This is a genomic window from Porcincola sp. LCP21S3_C12 (assembly GCF_052118625.1).
GTDB lineage: Bacteria > Bacillota > Clostridia > Lachnospirales > Lachnospiraceae > Porcincola.
In genome coordinates this window covers 1-14,606 of sequence record NZ_JBQKGW010000006.1, presented here as the reverse complement: position 1 = coordinate 14,606, position 14,606 = coordinate 1, and the positions used below count along the sequence as shown (strand labels likewise).

The 14,606-nt window shown below is 52.7% G+C and carries 12 protein-coding genes and 2 tRNA genes; 9 read left to right on the top strand and 5 right to left on the bottom strand.

Features of this window, described 5'->3' with window-relative positions:
- Window positions 1-369 precede the first annotated feature (369 nt).
- Complete coding sequence (locus ACTQ1N_RS04610; protein WP_441955313.1) at window positions 370-1,749, top strand: M18 family aminopeptidase; 1,380 nt, start codon at window positions 370-372, stop codon at window positions 1,747-1,749.
- Between the two features lie 359 nt (window positions 1,750-2,108).
- A complete protein-coding gene (locus ACTQ1N_RS04605; protein ID WP_441955082.1) occupies window positions 2,109-3,338 on the top strand; it encodes a phosphatidylserine decarboxylase in 1,230 nt (409 codons plus the stop codon).
- Window positions 3,339-3,493: 155 nt separating this feature from the next.
- Here ACTQ1N_RS04605 and ACTQ1N_RS04600 read toward each other — a convergent pair whose 3' ends face one another.
- Window positions 3,494-4,447 carry a 3'-5' exoribonuclease YhaM family protein gene (locus ACTQ1N_RS04600; RefSeq protein ID WP_441955080.1) on the bottom strand — a complete coding sequence of 318 codons (954 nt, stop codon included), beginning with the start codon at window positions 4,445-4,447 and terminating at the stop codon, window positions 3,494-3,496.
- A 172-nt stretch (window positions 4,448-4,619) separates the two neighbouring features.
- Between ACTQ1N_RS04600 and ACTQ1N_RS04595 the strand changes: the two genes are divergently transcribed.
- The 3 genes from ACTQ1N_RS04595 (at window position 4,620) to ACTQ1N_RS04585 (ending at window position 8,589) form a co-directional block, all read left to right on the top strand.
- A complete protein-coding gene (locus ACTQ1N_RS04595; RefSeq protein WP_441955078.1) occupies window positions 4,620-7,169 on the top strand; it encodes an endonuclease MutS2 in 2,550 nt (849 codons plus the stop codon).
- 233 nt (window positions 7,170-7,402) lie between these two features.
- Entirely contained in the window at window positions 7,403-8,440 is a 1,038-nt protein-coding gene (locus ACTQ1N_RS04590) for a substrate-binding domain-containing protein (RefSeq protein WP_441955076.1), read from the top strand.
- Between the two features lie 76 nt (window positions 8,441-8,516).
- Window positions 8,517-8,589: transfer RNA gene (locus tag ACTQ1N_RS04585), tRNA-Val, on the top strand.
- 64 nt (window positions 8,590-8,653) lie between these two features.
- On the opposite strand, the gene ACTQ1N_RS04580 is transcribed toward ACTQ1N_RS04585, so the two are convergent.
- Entirely contained in the window at window positions 8,654-9,196 is a 543-nt protein-coding gene (locus ACTQ1N_RS04580) for a glutathione peroxidase (RefSeq protein ID WP_441955074.1), read from the bottom strand.
- Window positions 9,197-9,446: 250 nt separating this feature from the next.
- On the opposite strand from ACTQ1N_RS04580, the gene ACTQ1N_RS04575 reads away from it, so the two are divergent.
- Window positions 9,447-9,517 (top strand) — tRNA-Trp (locus ACTQ1N_RS04575).
- Between the two features lie 60 nt (window positions 9,518-9,577).
- Here the strand turns inward: ACTQ1N_RS04575 and trxB are convergent.
- Window positions 9,578-10,510: a thioredoxin-disulfide reductase gene (trxB, locus tag ACTQ1N_RS04570; protein ID WP_441955072.1), complete on the bottom strand. Its 933-nt coding sequence runs from the start codon at window positions 10,508-10,510 to the stop codon at window positions 9,578-9,580.
- 15 nt (window positions 10,511-10,525) lie between these two features.
- Window positions 10,526-10,852, bottom strand: a complete 327-nt coding sequence (gene trxA, locus ACTQ1N_RS04565; RefSeq protein ID WP_441955070.1) for a thioredoxin — start codon at window positions 10,850-10,852, stop codon at window positions 10,526-10,528.
- 238 nt (window positions 10,853-11,090) lie between these two features.
- Between trxA and ACTQ1N_RS04560 the strand changes: the two genes are divergently transcribed.
- The 3 genes from ACTQ1N_RS04560 to ACTQ1N_RS04550 all read left to right on the top strand — a co-directional run bounded on the left by ACTQ1N_RS04560 (window position 11,091) and on the right by ACTQ1N_RS04550 (window position 13,966).
- A complete protein-coding gene (locus tag ACTQ1N_RS04560; protein ID WP_441955068.1) occupies window positions 11,091-11,558 on the top strand; it encodes an RNA polymerase sigma factor in 468 nt (155 codons plus the stop codon).
- Window positions 11,559-11,639: 81 nt separating this feature from the next.
- Window positions 11,640-12,656 (top strand): hypothetical protein, encoded by a 1,017-nt coding sequence (locus tag ACTQ1N_RS04555; protein ID WP_441955066.1) that lies wholly within the window; start codon window positions 11,640-11,642, stop codon window positions 12,654-12,656.
- 170 nt (window positions 12,657-12,826) lie between these two features.
- Window positions 12,827-13,966, top strand: coding sequence for a phosphorylase family protein (locus tag ACTQ1N_RS04550; protein WP_441955064.1), 1,140 nt, complete (start codon window positions 12,827-12,829; stop codon window positions 13,964-13,966).
- Here the strand turns inward: ACTQ1N_RS04550 and ACTQ1N_RS04545 are convergent.
- Entirely contained in the window at window positions 13,959-14,249 is a 291-nt protein-coding gene (locus tag ACTQ1N_RS04545) for a GIY-YIG nuclease family protein (RefSeq protein ID WP_441955062.1), read from the bottom strand. The two genes, ACTQ1N_RS04550 and ACTQ1N_RS04545, sit on opposite strands and share 8 nt — an antisense overlap.
- Between the last annotated feature and the right edge of the window lie 357 nt (window positions 14,250-14,606).

Genomic DNA, 14,606 nt, shown 5'->3' with positions numbered 1-14,606 from the left:
CTGCTGGAGAGCAGACCGACAGCGCCTTTGCTGGAGAAAAACAACAGGCGCCCCGCACAAGCGGGACGCCTTCGTCTGATAGGGCTTATTTTATGGGGAAACAAAAAATGTGTCAACCAAAAATTTCGTATGTCGGGCTGAAAAACAGTAAATACCGCAAACAAATACAGCAGGCGGCAGATGGACAAAAAAGAAAAAACAGGGTATCTGGAAGGGGTGAAAAGCGGAGAGGAGGGCTGAGGGCCGGAAAGGGTGTATACTGGGGAGAGCGCGTGGGGCATGAGGCGGATACCCACTGAAAGATGACTCATGTGTCCTGAAGAAGGAGAAACAGCCGCGCAGAGACGCGGAAGAAAGGCAAGGGAAAAGATGACTTCAGATGAGAAAATAACCAGAGACCTGCTGGCGTTTATCGGTCAGTGTCCGACAGCATTCCATTCAGCCGACAGCATCCGGCAGATTCTGGAGAAGCACGGCTACAGGGAGTGCCTTGAGGAGGAAAGCTGGGGCCTTGAGGCTGGCGGAAAGTATTTTGTAACACGAAATGATTCGTCTCTGATCGCCTTCCGGATTCCTGAGCGGAAAGATGGAGGGGAAGTTTCGGATTTTACCGGGTACATGATTGCGGCTTCGCACAGCGACAGTCCGGCATTTCGCATCAAGGCAAATCCGGAAATGAAGACAGCCGGGGCTTACGTTCGTCTGAATGTGGAGCGGTACGGCGGTATGCTGATCGCGCCGTGGTTTGACCGTCCGCTGTCCGTTGCAGGGCGCATTATTATTAAGGAAGGAAATCATTTCCGGACGAAGCTTGTGAACATCGACCGTGATCTGGTCATGATCCCGAATGTCGCCATCCATATGAACCGCGAAGCCAACGACGGCATGCACTACAATGTCCAGACAGATGTGCTTCCGGTGCTGGGAGATGAGACAGCTGAAGGAACATTCGCGGACCTGATCGCGGAGGCGGCAGGGATCTCGAAGGAACAGATTGCGGGGGATGACCTGTTCCTCTATGCCCGGGTGCCGGGGACGATCTGGGGCGCAAACAGAGAGTTCGTCTCATCGGGGCATCTGGACGATCTGCAGTGCACCTATGGTGATCTGGTGGGATTTATCGAGTCGGGAGAGAAGGACGGCAGCGCCCCGGACGAAGCCGCTGCTGCATCGGCAGCTTTCGCGATCCCTGTGCTGGCCGTCTTTGACAACGAGGAGGTCGGCAGCGGGACGAAGCAGGGAGCGGACTCCACTTTTCTTCAGGACGTTCTGGCACGGATCGGGCAGGAATTCGGTCTGACAGAGGAGGACCAGAGAAGGAAGCTGGCATCCAGCTTCATGGTTTCTGCCGACAATGCGCATGCGGTGCACCCGAACGCGGAAGGCAAGGCGGATCCGGTCAACCGGCCGAAGATGAATCACGGCATCGTCATCAAGTACAGCGCCAACCAGAAGTACACAACAGACGCGTATTCTGCGGCACTGTTTCGTGCGATCGCGGAGAAGGCGGGAGAAACCTGTCAGGATTTCACGAACCGGTCAGACATGGTGGGCGGATCCACGCTCGGCAATATATCGAATGCTCATGTCTCGGTCAATACGGTCGACATCGGACTGCCGCAGCTGGCCATGCACTCACCGTATGAGACGGCCGGTGTACATGACACGGGTGCTCTGATCAGAGTGATGAAGGTGTTCTTCTCCAGTGCGCTGAAGGCGGAGGGAAGAGGTTGTTTCAGCCTGATCTGATCGGCCAGTTTCCGGGCCAGCCTTGTATTCGTGCGGACTGTGGAGGCCGGCCAGCGCTGTTCCTGGCAGCAGTTTCCAGATCCGCCATCTGACGGTTTGGGCTGCTTTTTCGGGCAAATATTTGAAAAATCCCGGGTTACAGAAGATTTTATGTCCGCGCTCTTTCGGGGGCTTGACAGATGTGGTATAGTAAATCGGTTCGCTGTCAAGGGGATCGGCGCTTTTTTATACTATGAGGAGTTCATGGGAAGGCGTTCATCCGGGAGGCGAATCAGAAAGTTGTATATAACAGCGGGCGGCTTTTTCGGTAGAAAGACCGCCTGCGAGTCTGGTCAGAAGAGAGGTCGATATCTGTAATTATGAAAAACCATGCTGAAGTGACATTGGAACTGATGGAACTGCTGGACAGAGACGCAAGGCTCAAGAGCCTTGTCGAAAAGTCGATAGCGCTGGCGGAAAAGGAAAACCCGGATCATGAGACGAATCCGGTCCGCAGCCTTGATGAATTCTATGACTATATCGACTTTACCCTGACGGCGATGCCGTGGACCTTCCTGCCGGAGGAGCGCTACGAACGGTTTGTGACGAAGGTTGACCAGAGCTGCCTGTACATCTATTTCCTGCTCGACAGACCGCTGAAGGAGCTGGAAGGAGAGCTGGAATTCAGGCCATCGGTTCAGTTCCTGGAACCCATCTATGTGTGGCTTCGCCACTATAACAATGCGCTCAAGCAGTTTCTGGATACCGAGGAATCCTGGAAGCCGGAGTATTATGAGATGCTCTACAAGGATCCCAGCTGGCATCTGGATCAGGGATGGTTTGAGGATCCGTCAAACTGGCACACCTTCAACCAGTTCTTCTCAAGGAGACTGAAGAATGCAGATGAGTCCAGGCCGCTTGCCGGCGCGAAGGATGATTCGGTTGTTGCGGCGCCAGGCGACTCGCTCCCGCAGGGAACCTGGGAGATCGACGAGAAGGGACGCTTCTTCTCGCCGGATGTGACGGACGAGCATGGGGTTGTCATCAAGACATCGACTTTCTACAGTGTGGAGACGCTGCTCGGTGAAGCAGGTGCGCCGTATGCGAAGCATTTCTATGGCGGAACGCTGACCCATACATTCTTCAATTTTGACGATTATCACAGGGCACACTGTCCGGTTACCGGGACGGTCATTGCTACCTACGTGATCAAGAATCCGAATGCGGTCGGCGGCATCACGACCTGGGAGCCGGACCGCCAGATGTATGTTCTGGAGTCCTGCTTTGCGGGCTGGCAGGCATACGAGACCAGGGGCTGCGTGCTGATCGAGACAGACAAGTACGGTCTTGTTGCAGTCTTCACCGTCGGTCAGGGACAGGTGTCGAGCGTTCATTTTGCAGAGGGAGTCGTTCCCGGCGCGAAGATCAGGAAGGGCGACGAGCTCGGATACTTCCTGTTCGGCGGATCGGACTGCGCGATGCTGTTCGAGAAGAAGGCAGGCTTCGAGCTGACCTGCCCGCCGGCACCGAGCGACGATACCTACGCCAATGGCTATGCGAAGGTACTCTGCCGCGCGCAGTATGGCGTGTTTCACGGAGAGCAGGTCTGAAGAAGCAGCCGATTGAACGGATGCAAGGCCGGCAATTGGCGTTAACAGATAGACCAATATGAAAAGAGAAAGGAGAGGGGCAGCGGTCCCTCTCCTTTCTCTTTGTTTTCAGATAGAAATCGTTTGTCAGCCACCGGCCGGATCAGCCCGGCTTGTTACCACTCGCCGGAAGCTCTGATATTTGAGTCGAACAGCCGGTTGAAACCGAGCCAGCTGCCGGGGGCGGTGGAGGATTCATCGGTCTTCATGAGCTCCTTCATGGTCTCAAGGCGTGCGTCCGCATTGTCTGCGAGGTTGAGTGCCAGCGCCTCGGGGAGCGCCGGCTTTTTCGGACTCCCGTATTCCAGCTCGCCATGGTGGGCGAGGATGCAGTGCTGAAGCTCACTCTGAAGGCGGTGCGGAAAGCCCTTGATTGTCCGGCAGCCGTAGCCGACCAGCTCACTGCCCATCACAATGTGCCCCAGAAGCTGGCCATCGTCGGTGTAATCGTTCTCCGGGAAGGAAGAGAGTTCCTTCAGCTTGCCGACATCGTGAAATGCAGCTGCCGTGATCAGCAGGTCATGGTTGAGGTACGGATACTGTGTGCAGAAAAATTCGCACATGGTGACAACCGACAAGGTGTGCTCCAGGAGTCCGCCGACGAAGCCATGGTGGACAGACTTGGCGGCAGAGTGCTTCATGAAGGCAGCCTTGAAGTTCTCATCCCCGAAGTATTTTGTGATGAGCTGCTTCAGCCAGGGGTTCTTCACGCCCTCGAGAGAAGCCATCAGCTTCTGGTACATCTGTTCCGGATCCTTCTCGCTGACGGGGAGATAATCCGAAGCCTTGTATTCATTCGTCGATGCGGGGCGTGCACGCTTGATGTTCAGCTGCAGGCTGTTGTTGAAGCTGGTCACTTCCCCGGTGATATAGACATAGTCGAGCGGTTTGAAATCCTCGATGCCGGCTGCACCCGGATCCCAGACCTTGCAGTCAATGGTTCCGGTCTTGTCCTGGAGTGTGACGTTCTCGTAGCTTTTTCCGTTCCGCGAAGTCGCGCACTGCCTGTGCTTGCAGAGATAGACATCGCCGATATGGTCGCCTTCCTGAAATGATTGAATGTATTTCATCCTGAAAACTTCTTTCTGTAATCCTTCCTTTTGTGTCACAATTCAAGTGATTATGCTGGGAATCTGCTGCAACGAAGGCAGCAGTCACATTATAGCATACCTTTGGCGCGCATTTCATAATGTGATAAAATCCATTTACATAAACAGTTAACAGAAGCCGCCGGAAGAGGACATGGGCAGGGGACAGGCTGTGCTGCCAGCCGGTGGCGGCGGAACGAGGATCAAGATGAACGAAAAAGCGTTGAGAATACTGGAATATCCGAAGATCAGAGAGATGCTGGTGGCCTGCGCGGGCTCTTTCCCGGGCAGACTGAAATGCCAGGCGCTCCTGCCTTCGCAGGATCTTCAAAAGGTGCAGCGAATGCAGACCGAAACGGCGGACGCCCTGCGCAGAATCTATGAAAAGGGAAGCGTGAGTTTTTCCGGCGTGAAGGACATGCGCGCAGATATTGCAAGGCTTCAGATTGGCGGGAGCCTGAGCATCACGGAGCTTCTGGACATTGCAAAGCTCCTGGAAACGGCGGCCAGGGTAAAGTCCTGGGAGGACAAGCCGTCAGAGAAGAAGCCGGAGCCGGCGGTCGTGGAAGAGGGAACAGCACACTGGACCAGGAACCGTCAGATGCCGGCAGGGGAAGCCGGAGCGGGTGCAGGCCGGAGGGAATCCGGGGAGGAGACAGACCAGCCGGAGAAGGATTCGCTGACAGAGCTGTTCTGCGGGCTGGAGCCGGTGCCGTCGCTTGTGCGGGAGATCCGCCGCTGCATCTTGTCGGAGGATGAAATCGCAGACGATGCGTCCGTGAACCTGCGCAGGATCCGCAGGCAGATCAGCCTGTCGGAGGAGCGGATCCATTCCCAGCTGCAGCAGATGGTGAACGGACCCGTACGCGCGTATCTTCAGGACGCGGTCATCACCCAGCGGGACGGCCGTTACTGCCTGCCGGTCCGGTCGGAGTACCGCTCCCAGGTCCCGGGTATGATTCACGACCAGAGCGCATCCGGCCAGACGATTTTCGTCGAGCCGATGGCCGTCGTGAAGCTGAACAACGATATTCGGACATTCGAGGCGGAGGAGAAGGAGGAGATCGAGAAGATCCTCCGGGAGCTCAGTGAAAAGGCAGCGGAGCAGAGCAACGTTCTCATTTCTGATATTCAGATTCTGTCAGAGCTGGACTTCATCTTCGCACGGGCGGCTCTTGCAAAAAAAATGAACGCCACGCAGCCGGATTTTAACGAGGAAGGGATCGTGGACATCCGCCGCGCACGCCATCCGCTGATTGACCGCAGGCGGGTCGTCCCGGTCGACATCCGGCTGGGGGAGGACTTTGACCAGCTTGTGATCTCGGGGCCGAATACAGGCGGCAAGACGGTCAGCCTGAAGACCATCGGGCTTCTGGAGATCATGGGGCTGTCCGGACTTCACATTCCTGCGAAGGAGCATTCCAGGCTCTCAATGTTCACGGAGATCTATGCGGACATCGGGGACGAGCAGTCGATCGAGCAGAGCCTGTCAACGTTCTCGAGCCATATGACAAATATTGTCTCGTTCTGGAAGGCGGCAGACGAAAAAAGTCTTGTGCTCTTCGATGAGCTCGGTGCCGGGACAGACCCGGAGGAGGGCGCGGCGCTGGCCATTTCCATTCTGGCGCACCTGCACAGCCGGGGCATCCGGACGGTCGCGACGACGCACTACAGCGAGGTCAAGATCTATGCACTGTCGACAGATGGTGTGGAGAATGCGTGCTGCGAGTTCGATGTGGCGACGCTGCGGCCGACCTACCGGCTGCTGATCGGCGTACCAGGGAAGAGCAATGCCTTCGCCATATCAAAGCGCCTGGGACTCCCGGATGAGATCATCGAGGATGCCAAGGGGCGGATCGCAAACGAGCAGGAGAGTTTTGAGAGCGTGATCTCTGATCTCGAGAGCTGCCGCGTGTCCATGGAGAAGGCGGAGAGCGCGATGACGAAGGATCAGGCAGAGATCCGCCGGCTGAGACGCTCACTGGAGGAGCAGGAGAAAAAGCTTGCGGAATCGAAGGACAAGATTCTGGAGAAGGCCAGACAGCAGGCTGCCGATCTGCTGAGGGACACGAAACAATATGCGGATGAGACCATCCGCGCATTCAATAAGATGAGCGGCAACGCCATTTCCGCACGGGACATGGAGCGCAGGCGTACAGCCCTTCGCGGGAAAATGGACGAGATGGAGGCTTCCCGCAAAAAGGAGAAGGAGAAGACGCCGCACAAGGCGGTCGATGCGAGAAAGCTGCAGGTGGGCGATTCGGTGAAGGTTCTGTCACTGAACCTGAAGGGGATCGTGCGTTCGCTGCCTGACAAATCGGGGAATATCGATGTTCAGATGGGGATCCTGCACTCCGTCGTGAATGTGAAGGATATCGAGCTGCTGGACGAGGTCTCGATCAAGGGACCGTCGTACGAGCATACATCCACAGGAAGGGTGCGGATCTCAAAGTCCGCCAGTGTTTCACCGGAGATCAACCTCCTCGGCATGACGGTGGATGAAGCGGTCTCTGTCCTGGACAAGTATCTTGACGATGCTGCGATCGCCCACCTGGATGAAGTGCGGGTCGTCCACGGCAAGGGTACAGGGGCGCTCCGCGCCGGTGTGCAGAACTTCCTGAGAAAGAACAAGCATGTGCAGTCGTACCGGCTTGGCGAGTACGGGGAAGGCGACGCAGGCGTGACGATTGTGAAGCTGAAGTGAGACCGGGCGGTATGGATACTTGAGATGTTCAAGTGACGCAAATGAATGTCCGACAGGATACAAATATTTCGAATAGGCAATTAATATAGAGGGGAGACTTGAACATAAACAAAATACACAAACAGTACATAATTATTCTTGACAGCGATCAGTCGATTTCATAGTATCACTATGTAGCAGTTTATAATTTTCCGGGAATATGGGGAAGTTTCAGGAGACAGAAAGAAGGCATCATGGGGAAGACAGTTCGTCTCTCGGATATTGCAAAGAGGATAGGAGTCAGCACAGTAACTGTATCGAAGGCTCTTTCAGGGCAGAAGGGTGTCAGTGAGCGGAAGCGTGATGAGATCAGAAAGCTCGCAGCGGACATGGGATACCAGAAGACAACGGTGACGCCCGGCCAGAAGAAGAGCTATACGATCGGCGTGGTTGTACCGGAGAATCTTTTCAGCGGAAGACAGTCCTATTACTGGGCATACTTCCAGGAACTCTCCAGAAAGGCAAGAGACAGAGGAAACCTCCCGGTTCTGGAGGTCGTCAGTGAGAAAGAACAGGATGGAAGCAGGGTCCCCGGACTGATTCAGGGCGGACAGGTAAGGGGCATCATATTTCTCGGATCGTTCCATGAGAAGTATGGAAAGGCCATGGTAGATGCAACGAAGGTTCCATATCTGTTTCTTGATGCGCCGGGAATCGGGGATGGCAAAGACAGCATTGTCACGGACAATCTCCGGATGGCGTATCAGCTGACTAACTACCTGTTTTCGATGGGGCACAGGAAGATTGGTTTTATCGGAACGCGGACATTGACGGATGCGGTTGACGACCGGTTTTTAGGCTACGTCAAGTCGCTGATGGCGCATGGCATGGAGGTAAATCCCGCCTATGTTCTCGACGACCGCGATCCGAAGACCGGAGATTTCAACCCGGAGCGATATTTCAATATCGACAGAGAGGACATGCCGACGGCATATCTCTGCAGCAGCGATACATCTGCCAGCTGCTTTGCCGCACGTCTTCAGCAGGATGGCCTGACCGTTCCGAGGGATGTCTCCCTGGCCGGGTTTGAAGACTTTTTACCGGACCATCTATCCGGTCTGCAGCTGACAAGCTGCAGGGTGAATCTGGAGGAGATCGCGGAGAAGGCTGTTACCACAATTGTCCGGAAAATCGAGGGCGCACTCTATACGCCCGGAACATTCGAGGTCAGCGGAACGCTTTCCTTCGGAAGCAGTGTCAAAAAAATCGGGAAAGCTGTATCTTTTGTGTAAAAAAAGCTTGCAATTATTCCTCGTCTGTGGCATAGTAAGAAGGTACTGATTTGCCGAAAGGGCGAGGAAAGTATCAGGAGACGTAGCTCAGCTGGGAGAGCAACTGCTTGACGTGTAGTAGGTCATAGGTTCGAGTCCTACCGTCTCCACTGAAAAAAACGAGAAACCGCTGGTGCGGTTTCTCGTTTTTCGATTCTATGGGAAAACTGAATTTTAGAGGAGTGATACAACGTACTTCTCGACGTCCTCCATACTCTGGGTTGGTTCAAAACGTGCTGTGACTTTCCCTGTCCGATCCACGATGAATTTAGTGAAGTTCCACTTGATATCCGGATTGTTCTTGTAATCCTTGTCGATCTTCTTCAGCATGGTGCTCATCATCAGTGCCTTCGGTCCCTTGCCAAAGCCCTGGAACGGCTGGCAGCTCTTGAGGTAGGTGTAGAGCGGAAGTGCATTCGGACCATTGACATCGGACTTGTGCATCTGGTCAAACTGTGTATGGTACTTCAGTGTGCAGAAAGAGTGCACTTCCTCATCTGTACCGGGTGTCTGGCCGGCAAACTGGTTGCAGGGAATATCCAGAATCTCCAGACCCTGATCATGGTACTTTTCGTACATCTCCTCCAGCGGTTTGTAGTGCGGCGTAAATCCGCAGCCGGTCGCTGTGTTGACAATGATGAGAACCTTTCCTTCGAACTGCTTCAGCGAAACCTCGTTGCCGCTGCGGTCTGTAACAGTGTAATCATAGATATTCATAACGGTTTCCTTTCTCTGCACTGCAGGCTGTTTTTCAATAAGCTTGTGAAATCGGTGATCTATGGTTGTTAATTGATATAAATTATATTGCGCAAAATCAATATAGCACAGATCTTTTAGATTGGGAAGAGGGAATTATGAAAAGAACAAAAGATGAACAAGGCAGGCAGAACTCGATACTTGACATCTGCGAGCTTACTATGGTATAAATAAAAAGTCGCCATTAAACCGGAAGGTGTATTGGCGTGATAGGGGATTGGTCAAATGGTATGATAGGGGTCTCCAAAACCTTTGGCGGGAGTTCGATTCTCTCATCCCCTGCTTCTAAAAGCAGAGATCCGGATAGCACTGTATAGTGCTTTCCGGATCTCTTTTTATTTCTCAATTGTTTTGATCTGCCAGGTATTCCTCCGCCATGTGGACAGCCACAGCGCCGTCCGCTACTGCCGTCACGATCTGACGGACAGACTTGGTCCGGACATCCCCAACGGCAAAGACGCCGGGAACGCTGGTCTGGGTGTTCTCCCCGGCGATGATATAGCCGCCCGGGTCAAGCGCAAGCTCTCCCTTCACAAAGGATGTCGAGGGCTTCCGGCCGATGCTGACAAAGACACCGTCACATGGAAGCGTGCTGAGCTCACCGGTCTGGACATTTTTCAGACGGAGACCGGTCAGTTTTTCATCATGCAGAAGCTCTGTGACAGTGCTGTTCCAGACAAAGTTCACATTTTCCGCCTTCATCAGTGGTTCATGATAGATCTTTGTGGCGCGGAGCGTATCTCTGCGGTGAATCAGCGTAACCGTCCTGGCAATACGGCTCAGGAGAAGAGCGTCAGCAGCGGCCGTATTGCCTCCGCCGACAACCGCAACATCCTTGCCTTTATAGAACATCCCGTCGCAGGATGCGCAGTAGGCAAGTCCTTTTCCGACGAGCATTTTCTCCCCTGGAAGCCCGAGCTCTCTGGGATCCGCGCCGGTCGCGATGACAACCGTCCGGGCATAATACTCGCCGTCTTCCGTCCGGATCACGCGCACATCCTTCGTCAGATCCATGTCGGTTACATCTGCGAATTCGCTTTTGCTTCCGAATCGCTCCGCCTGTCTTTGCATCTTTTCTGCAAGTTCAAAACCGTCAACGCCTTCGTCAAAGCCGGGATAATTGTCAATCTGGGTTGTCAGTGCCATCTGGCCGCCGGCAGAGAGCTTCTCAAGCACGACGACGTCCAGGCCGGCTCTGGCTGCGTACAGGGCGGTAGTGTAACCGGCGGGACCCCCGCCGATGACCACCATATCGTATATGTGCTTCTCACTCATATTTCTGACCTCCTGTTATTTGGAAAGCGCTTCCTTGAGGAACCGGTCGATTGCAGCCTTTGAATCTGGAGCCACGATAGAATCAACTACCTTGCCGGCCTTGTAGAGGATGAGAGTCGGGATGACCTCGACCTTCTCTGCAGCTGCAAGATCCGGCTCGTCGTCGACATTTATTTTTGCAGCGACAAGTGTGTCAGCATACTCGTCAGCAATTTTGTCGAACGCCGGGGCGATTCTGCGGCAGTATCCGCACCAGGGCGCCCAGAAGTCCAGAAGAACTGGCTTTTCATTGTTCAATACTTCCTGCTGATAGGTATTCTGAGTGATATTGATAACAGACATCTGTGAATCCTCCTTTATATTGATGAAACCCGCCTGCGGGAGCCGCGGCTAGCGGCGTCTGCATGCGGAGCCTGATCGTCCGACCGTTTCGGGGGAGGGGCGGCTGGCTTGCTTTCTGCTTTGTGAGGTCATTATAGCATCCGGCTAGGAGGAGTTCTGTGATGTTGTTACATAAGTGAAAGATATTAGGGACGTCACGCGTATTATAAATATAAAGGCCTTTATGAGGGAGGACAACGTGGACAATTCACAATTTGCCGTGGCGGCAGAAAGATACATGGATACCATCTACCGGATTGCCTACAGCTGGCTTAGAAATGCAGATGACGCCAACGATATTACCCAGGATGTCCTGATGAAGTTATATCGGACAGACAATTCGTTTCAGTCTGAAGAACATCTGAGAAACTGGCTGATCCGGGTGACAGTCAATGCGTGCAAGTCATTTTTCAGAACGCCCTGGCACAGAGAAGATGATATCGAAAAATATGCTGAAAGTCTTCATTTTGAGCAGCCGGATTACCGAGAACTATTTGAGGCGGTCATGAGGCTGGACAGGAAATATCGTGTTCCGCTGATGCTGTTTTACTTCGATGGCTATTCAACAAGGGAGATTGCCGGGCTGCTTGGGATCACTGAAAACACTGTCAGCACAAGACTTTCGCGAGCAAGGGCGAAACTAAAGATTTATCTGGAGGAGGTGTGAGGAATGACGACAAGGGAAAAGTTCAGAAATACATTTTCGTATCTGCATGCCTCTTCAGAAATTCATGAGGAGGTCAGGAAGATGAGGAACAATGAACAGAATTTAACGTCTCGGAAATACAGGAAAAGGGGAAGCAGGGTTGCTGCCGCAGTGCTTGTGGCAACATTGATGATCGGAATGGGCGTTTTTGCTGCCGGACATTATTTCGGAATTCTGGACTTTGTCGGAAGGGTCGGCAGGTCAATTCCTGAGAGCGCGGCAGAGCAGATTGTTATAAACCCTGATATGGATCAGAATCAGAACAATACAATTGTAGATCTTCAGGTTCGGGAAGCGCTGTGTGACAGTGAGAGTATTGCACTTGTGTGCGAACTGAGTGCACGGGAGAAGGGAAAGTATCTGCTTGTTCCTGAAGACGCACTACCAGAAGACAATATGAGCAACTGGAGTGTTCTGTCTGATCAGAATGCGGGGGAGTATGCAGAGGAACATAAACTGACTATGATCAATACGGGATGTATTATTTCCAACATGGAAAAGCTTGGGATTTTTGAACAGTCAATGGATTTCAGGTCTGTTTCGGATGATGTGATGGATATTTTCATATCCTGTGGCGTACAGTCTGATGTAAAGAATAAAAAGGTTGAAATCACTGCGACGGCGCGTCCAGCTGGAACGGAAGATGCGATGAGGCTGTCAGCATCCATGGCACTGCAGGATATGGGGACGACAAAGACCATTCACTATGAGGCGGAGGATGGACTCCAGAAAGCAAATTCTGGAGAGGAGTTGTTTTTCAAAATCCAGCGGGCCGATGTCATTCAGACAGATCTGGGGACATATGTGGATATCTACTTCACAGATGAAAATATGACACCGGGAGGCGACAGTGATAATCTGGAATTCAGGATTGTCGACAGTGCCGGGAAAACGGTTGACAGTTATGGAGGATCCGGGATAAACGCTGATGGGGATGGATATAAGACCAGAATCATGCTTAATAAGATGAATCCAGGAGAAGAGCTCAATATTGAGGCCTTCGACATTGACAGTGGAAGCAGGTATGGGATGTTCAAGTTTAAAAAGACAGATAACTGAAAAATGTGTAAAAAAACAGCCTGTTTCCGAACTGATCAGAAATATAGTTCGAATACAAGAAAATAAATTTGGCATTGACTCCGATTCTTCAAAACATTATGATGTGAACCATGAAATTTGTATCCCGATGACAGGTTCATAATGACAACAAGGAATGGGAGGAGAGCTGAATGAAAAAGAGACTTCTGGCTGCTATGATGGTGCTGGGGATGACGTTTGGTCTGACGCAGATGCCGGTGATGGCCGAGAGCACAGAGCTGACGACGGAGGCAGCGGCTGTACAGACAGAGACAGCAGGGACAGAGGTAGCAGGGACAGAGGCAGCTGCTGAGGAAACGGAGAACCCGCTGACGGCTCAGGCTGTTGCAGGGCAGGAGAAAATCAAGGTTCTTCTGCTCCCGAAGTTTGAGATCGGAACCCTGGATGACGGGAAGGTAGGAGAGGGCGAACTTCTTTACAAGGAATACTGCGAAGGCGGAGAGGCTTATGACATTGCCGGAAGTCTCAGTGGATCCAAGCTCTATGTCAAGGATGGCGTGGCACTTTATGTCACCGGGATGGGCAAGGTGAATGCCGCGACCAGCCTGACATCCATTCTGAATGACGCACGCTTTGATTTTACAGATACATATATCATCAGCGTCGGCTGCGCCGGATCAGCCATTGAATATGGGACGATGGGGGATGTATTTATCATCACTTCTGCGGTCGATTATGATCTGGGACATAAGGCAGATATTCGTGAGATGACGAATTCTGACAGCGAGACGACCTGGTATCATGATGCAAGCTATGATGGTTCCGCATTCAAGCATTTGAACACGGCTCTCACGGATCAGGTTTATGAAGTGACCAAGGACGTCAAGCTGGAGACAACTGACCAGACCCGGAAGTTCATGAAGGATGAATTTGATGATGCAGACTGGGCGGTCAGAGATCCGAAGGTTCTGAAGGGCACGACCGTCACCGGGGACAATTACTGGAAGGGAAAGTACGATCATGCCAATGCGGTCCTGATTGCGAAGACCTATGACTGCCCGGATCCATATGCAACAACCGAGATGGAAGATGTGGCGCTGGCAGATGTTGCGGACCGCTATGGACTGCTTGATCGTTTCCTGATTATCCGTGATTCCGTCAACACGGATGTCTTCATGAGCGGAAATACACCTGGAACCCTTTGGGGGGATGAAAAGGCGCCTACCGGAGATTCTGCGGAGACGTTCGATATCTTCCCGACCTCCATGGAGAACGGATACAAGGTCACAAAGGCTGCGGTCGATGCGATTCTCGGCGGAGAAGTCAAATAATAGAATGGTTGATCCTTTCGATCTGCTGAAGGATGCCGGCGGGAAGGGCGGCGATCAGTGCCTCCTTCTCCTGTCGGGTCAGCTGCTTGATCTGGTATTCACGGCGCATGGCATCTTCCTTTGAAGGCATGCACTCGAAGTAGGCAAGGGAAACCGGACGGTGGCTTTTGGTATACCGGGCTCCTTTTCCGGACCTGTGCGCCGCAAGCCGCTTCCCGAGATCATTTGTCCAGCCGGTGTACAGGGAACCGTCGCAGCACCGGAGCATATAGGTATAAGCCATGATGGCATCACCTTTCATTTCATGAAAATTGAAGCATACGTTCAGACACACATGCAATTCCGGATCAAATAGTAGCATAAGGTTCGGAAATGAGCTACGAAAAAGCGGTCCTTATCACCATTTTTTGCTGTACAAACATGTGTGAAGGCTGTCTGTGCAGCTGTCAGCGAGTGAAAGATCGTGGATTTCAGACAAAAAGCCGCCCCTGCTTCCCTTTTGGGAATGATATGCTACCCCCAAGTAGGTCAATGAAATATAAAACCTACTTGGGGGTATTTCTATGTCTAGGAAAAGCAAAATTGATCCGATAGAAAAAGTAAAGATCATTGAACGGCTACTGGCAGAAGAGATCGGTGT

Bases quoted from the DNA above. Each gene is read 5' to 3' on its own strand.
- ACTQ1N_RS04595 (WP_441955078.1), top strand. From the start codon at position 4,620: ATGGGCAGGGGACAGGCTGTGCTGCCAGCCGGTGGCGGCGGAACGAGG.
- trxB (WP_441955072.1), bottom strand. From the start codon at position 10,510: ATGAGTGAGAAGCACATATACGATATGGTGGTCATCGGCGGGGGTCCC.
- ACTQ1N_RS04590 (WP_441955076.1), top strand. From the start codon at position 7,403: ATGGGGAAGACAGTTCGTCTCTCGGATATTGCAAAGAGGATAGGAGTC.
- ACTQ1N_RS04555 (WP_441955066.1), top strand. From the start codon at position 11,640: ATGAGGAACAATGAACAGAATTTAACGTCTCGGAAATACAGGAAAAGG.
- ACTQ1N_RS04550 (WP_441955064.1), top strand. From the start codon at position 12,827: ATGAAAAAGAGACTTCTGGCTGCTATGATGGTGCTGGGGATGACGTTT.
- ACTQ1N_RS04580 (WP_441955074.1), bottom strand. From the start codon at position 9,196: ATGAATATCTATGATTACACTGTTACAGACCGCAGCGGCAACGAGGTT.
- ACTQ1N_RS04610 (WP_441955313.1), top strand. From the start codon at position 370: ATGACTTCAGATGAGAAAATAACCAGAGACCTGCTGGCGTTTATCGGT.
- ACTQ1N_RS04545 (WP_441955062.1), bottom strand. From the start codon at position 14,249: ATGGCTTATACCTATATGCTCCGGTGCTGCGACGGTTCCCTGTACACC.
- trxA (WP_441955070.1), bottom strand. From the start codon at position 10,852: ATGTCTGTTATCAATATCACTCAGAATACCTATCAGCAGGAAGTATTG.
- ACTQ1N_RS04600 (WP_441955080.1), bottom strand. From the start codon at position 4,447: ATGAAATACATTCAATCATTTCAGGAAGGCGACCATATCGGCGATGTC.
- ACTQ1N_RS04605 (WP_441955082.1), top strand. From the start codon at position 2,109: ATGAAAAACCATGCTGAAGTGACATTGGAACTGATGGAACTGCTGGAC.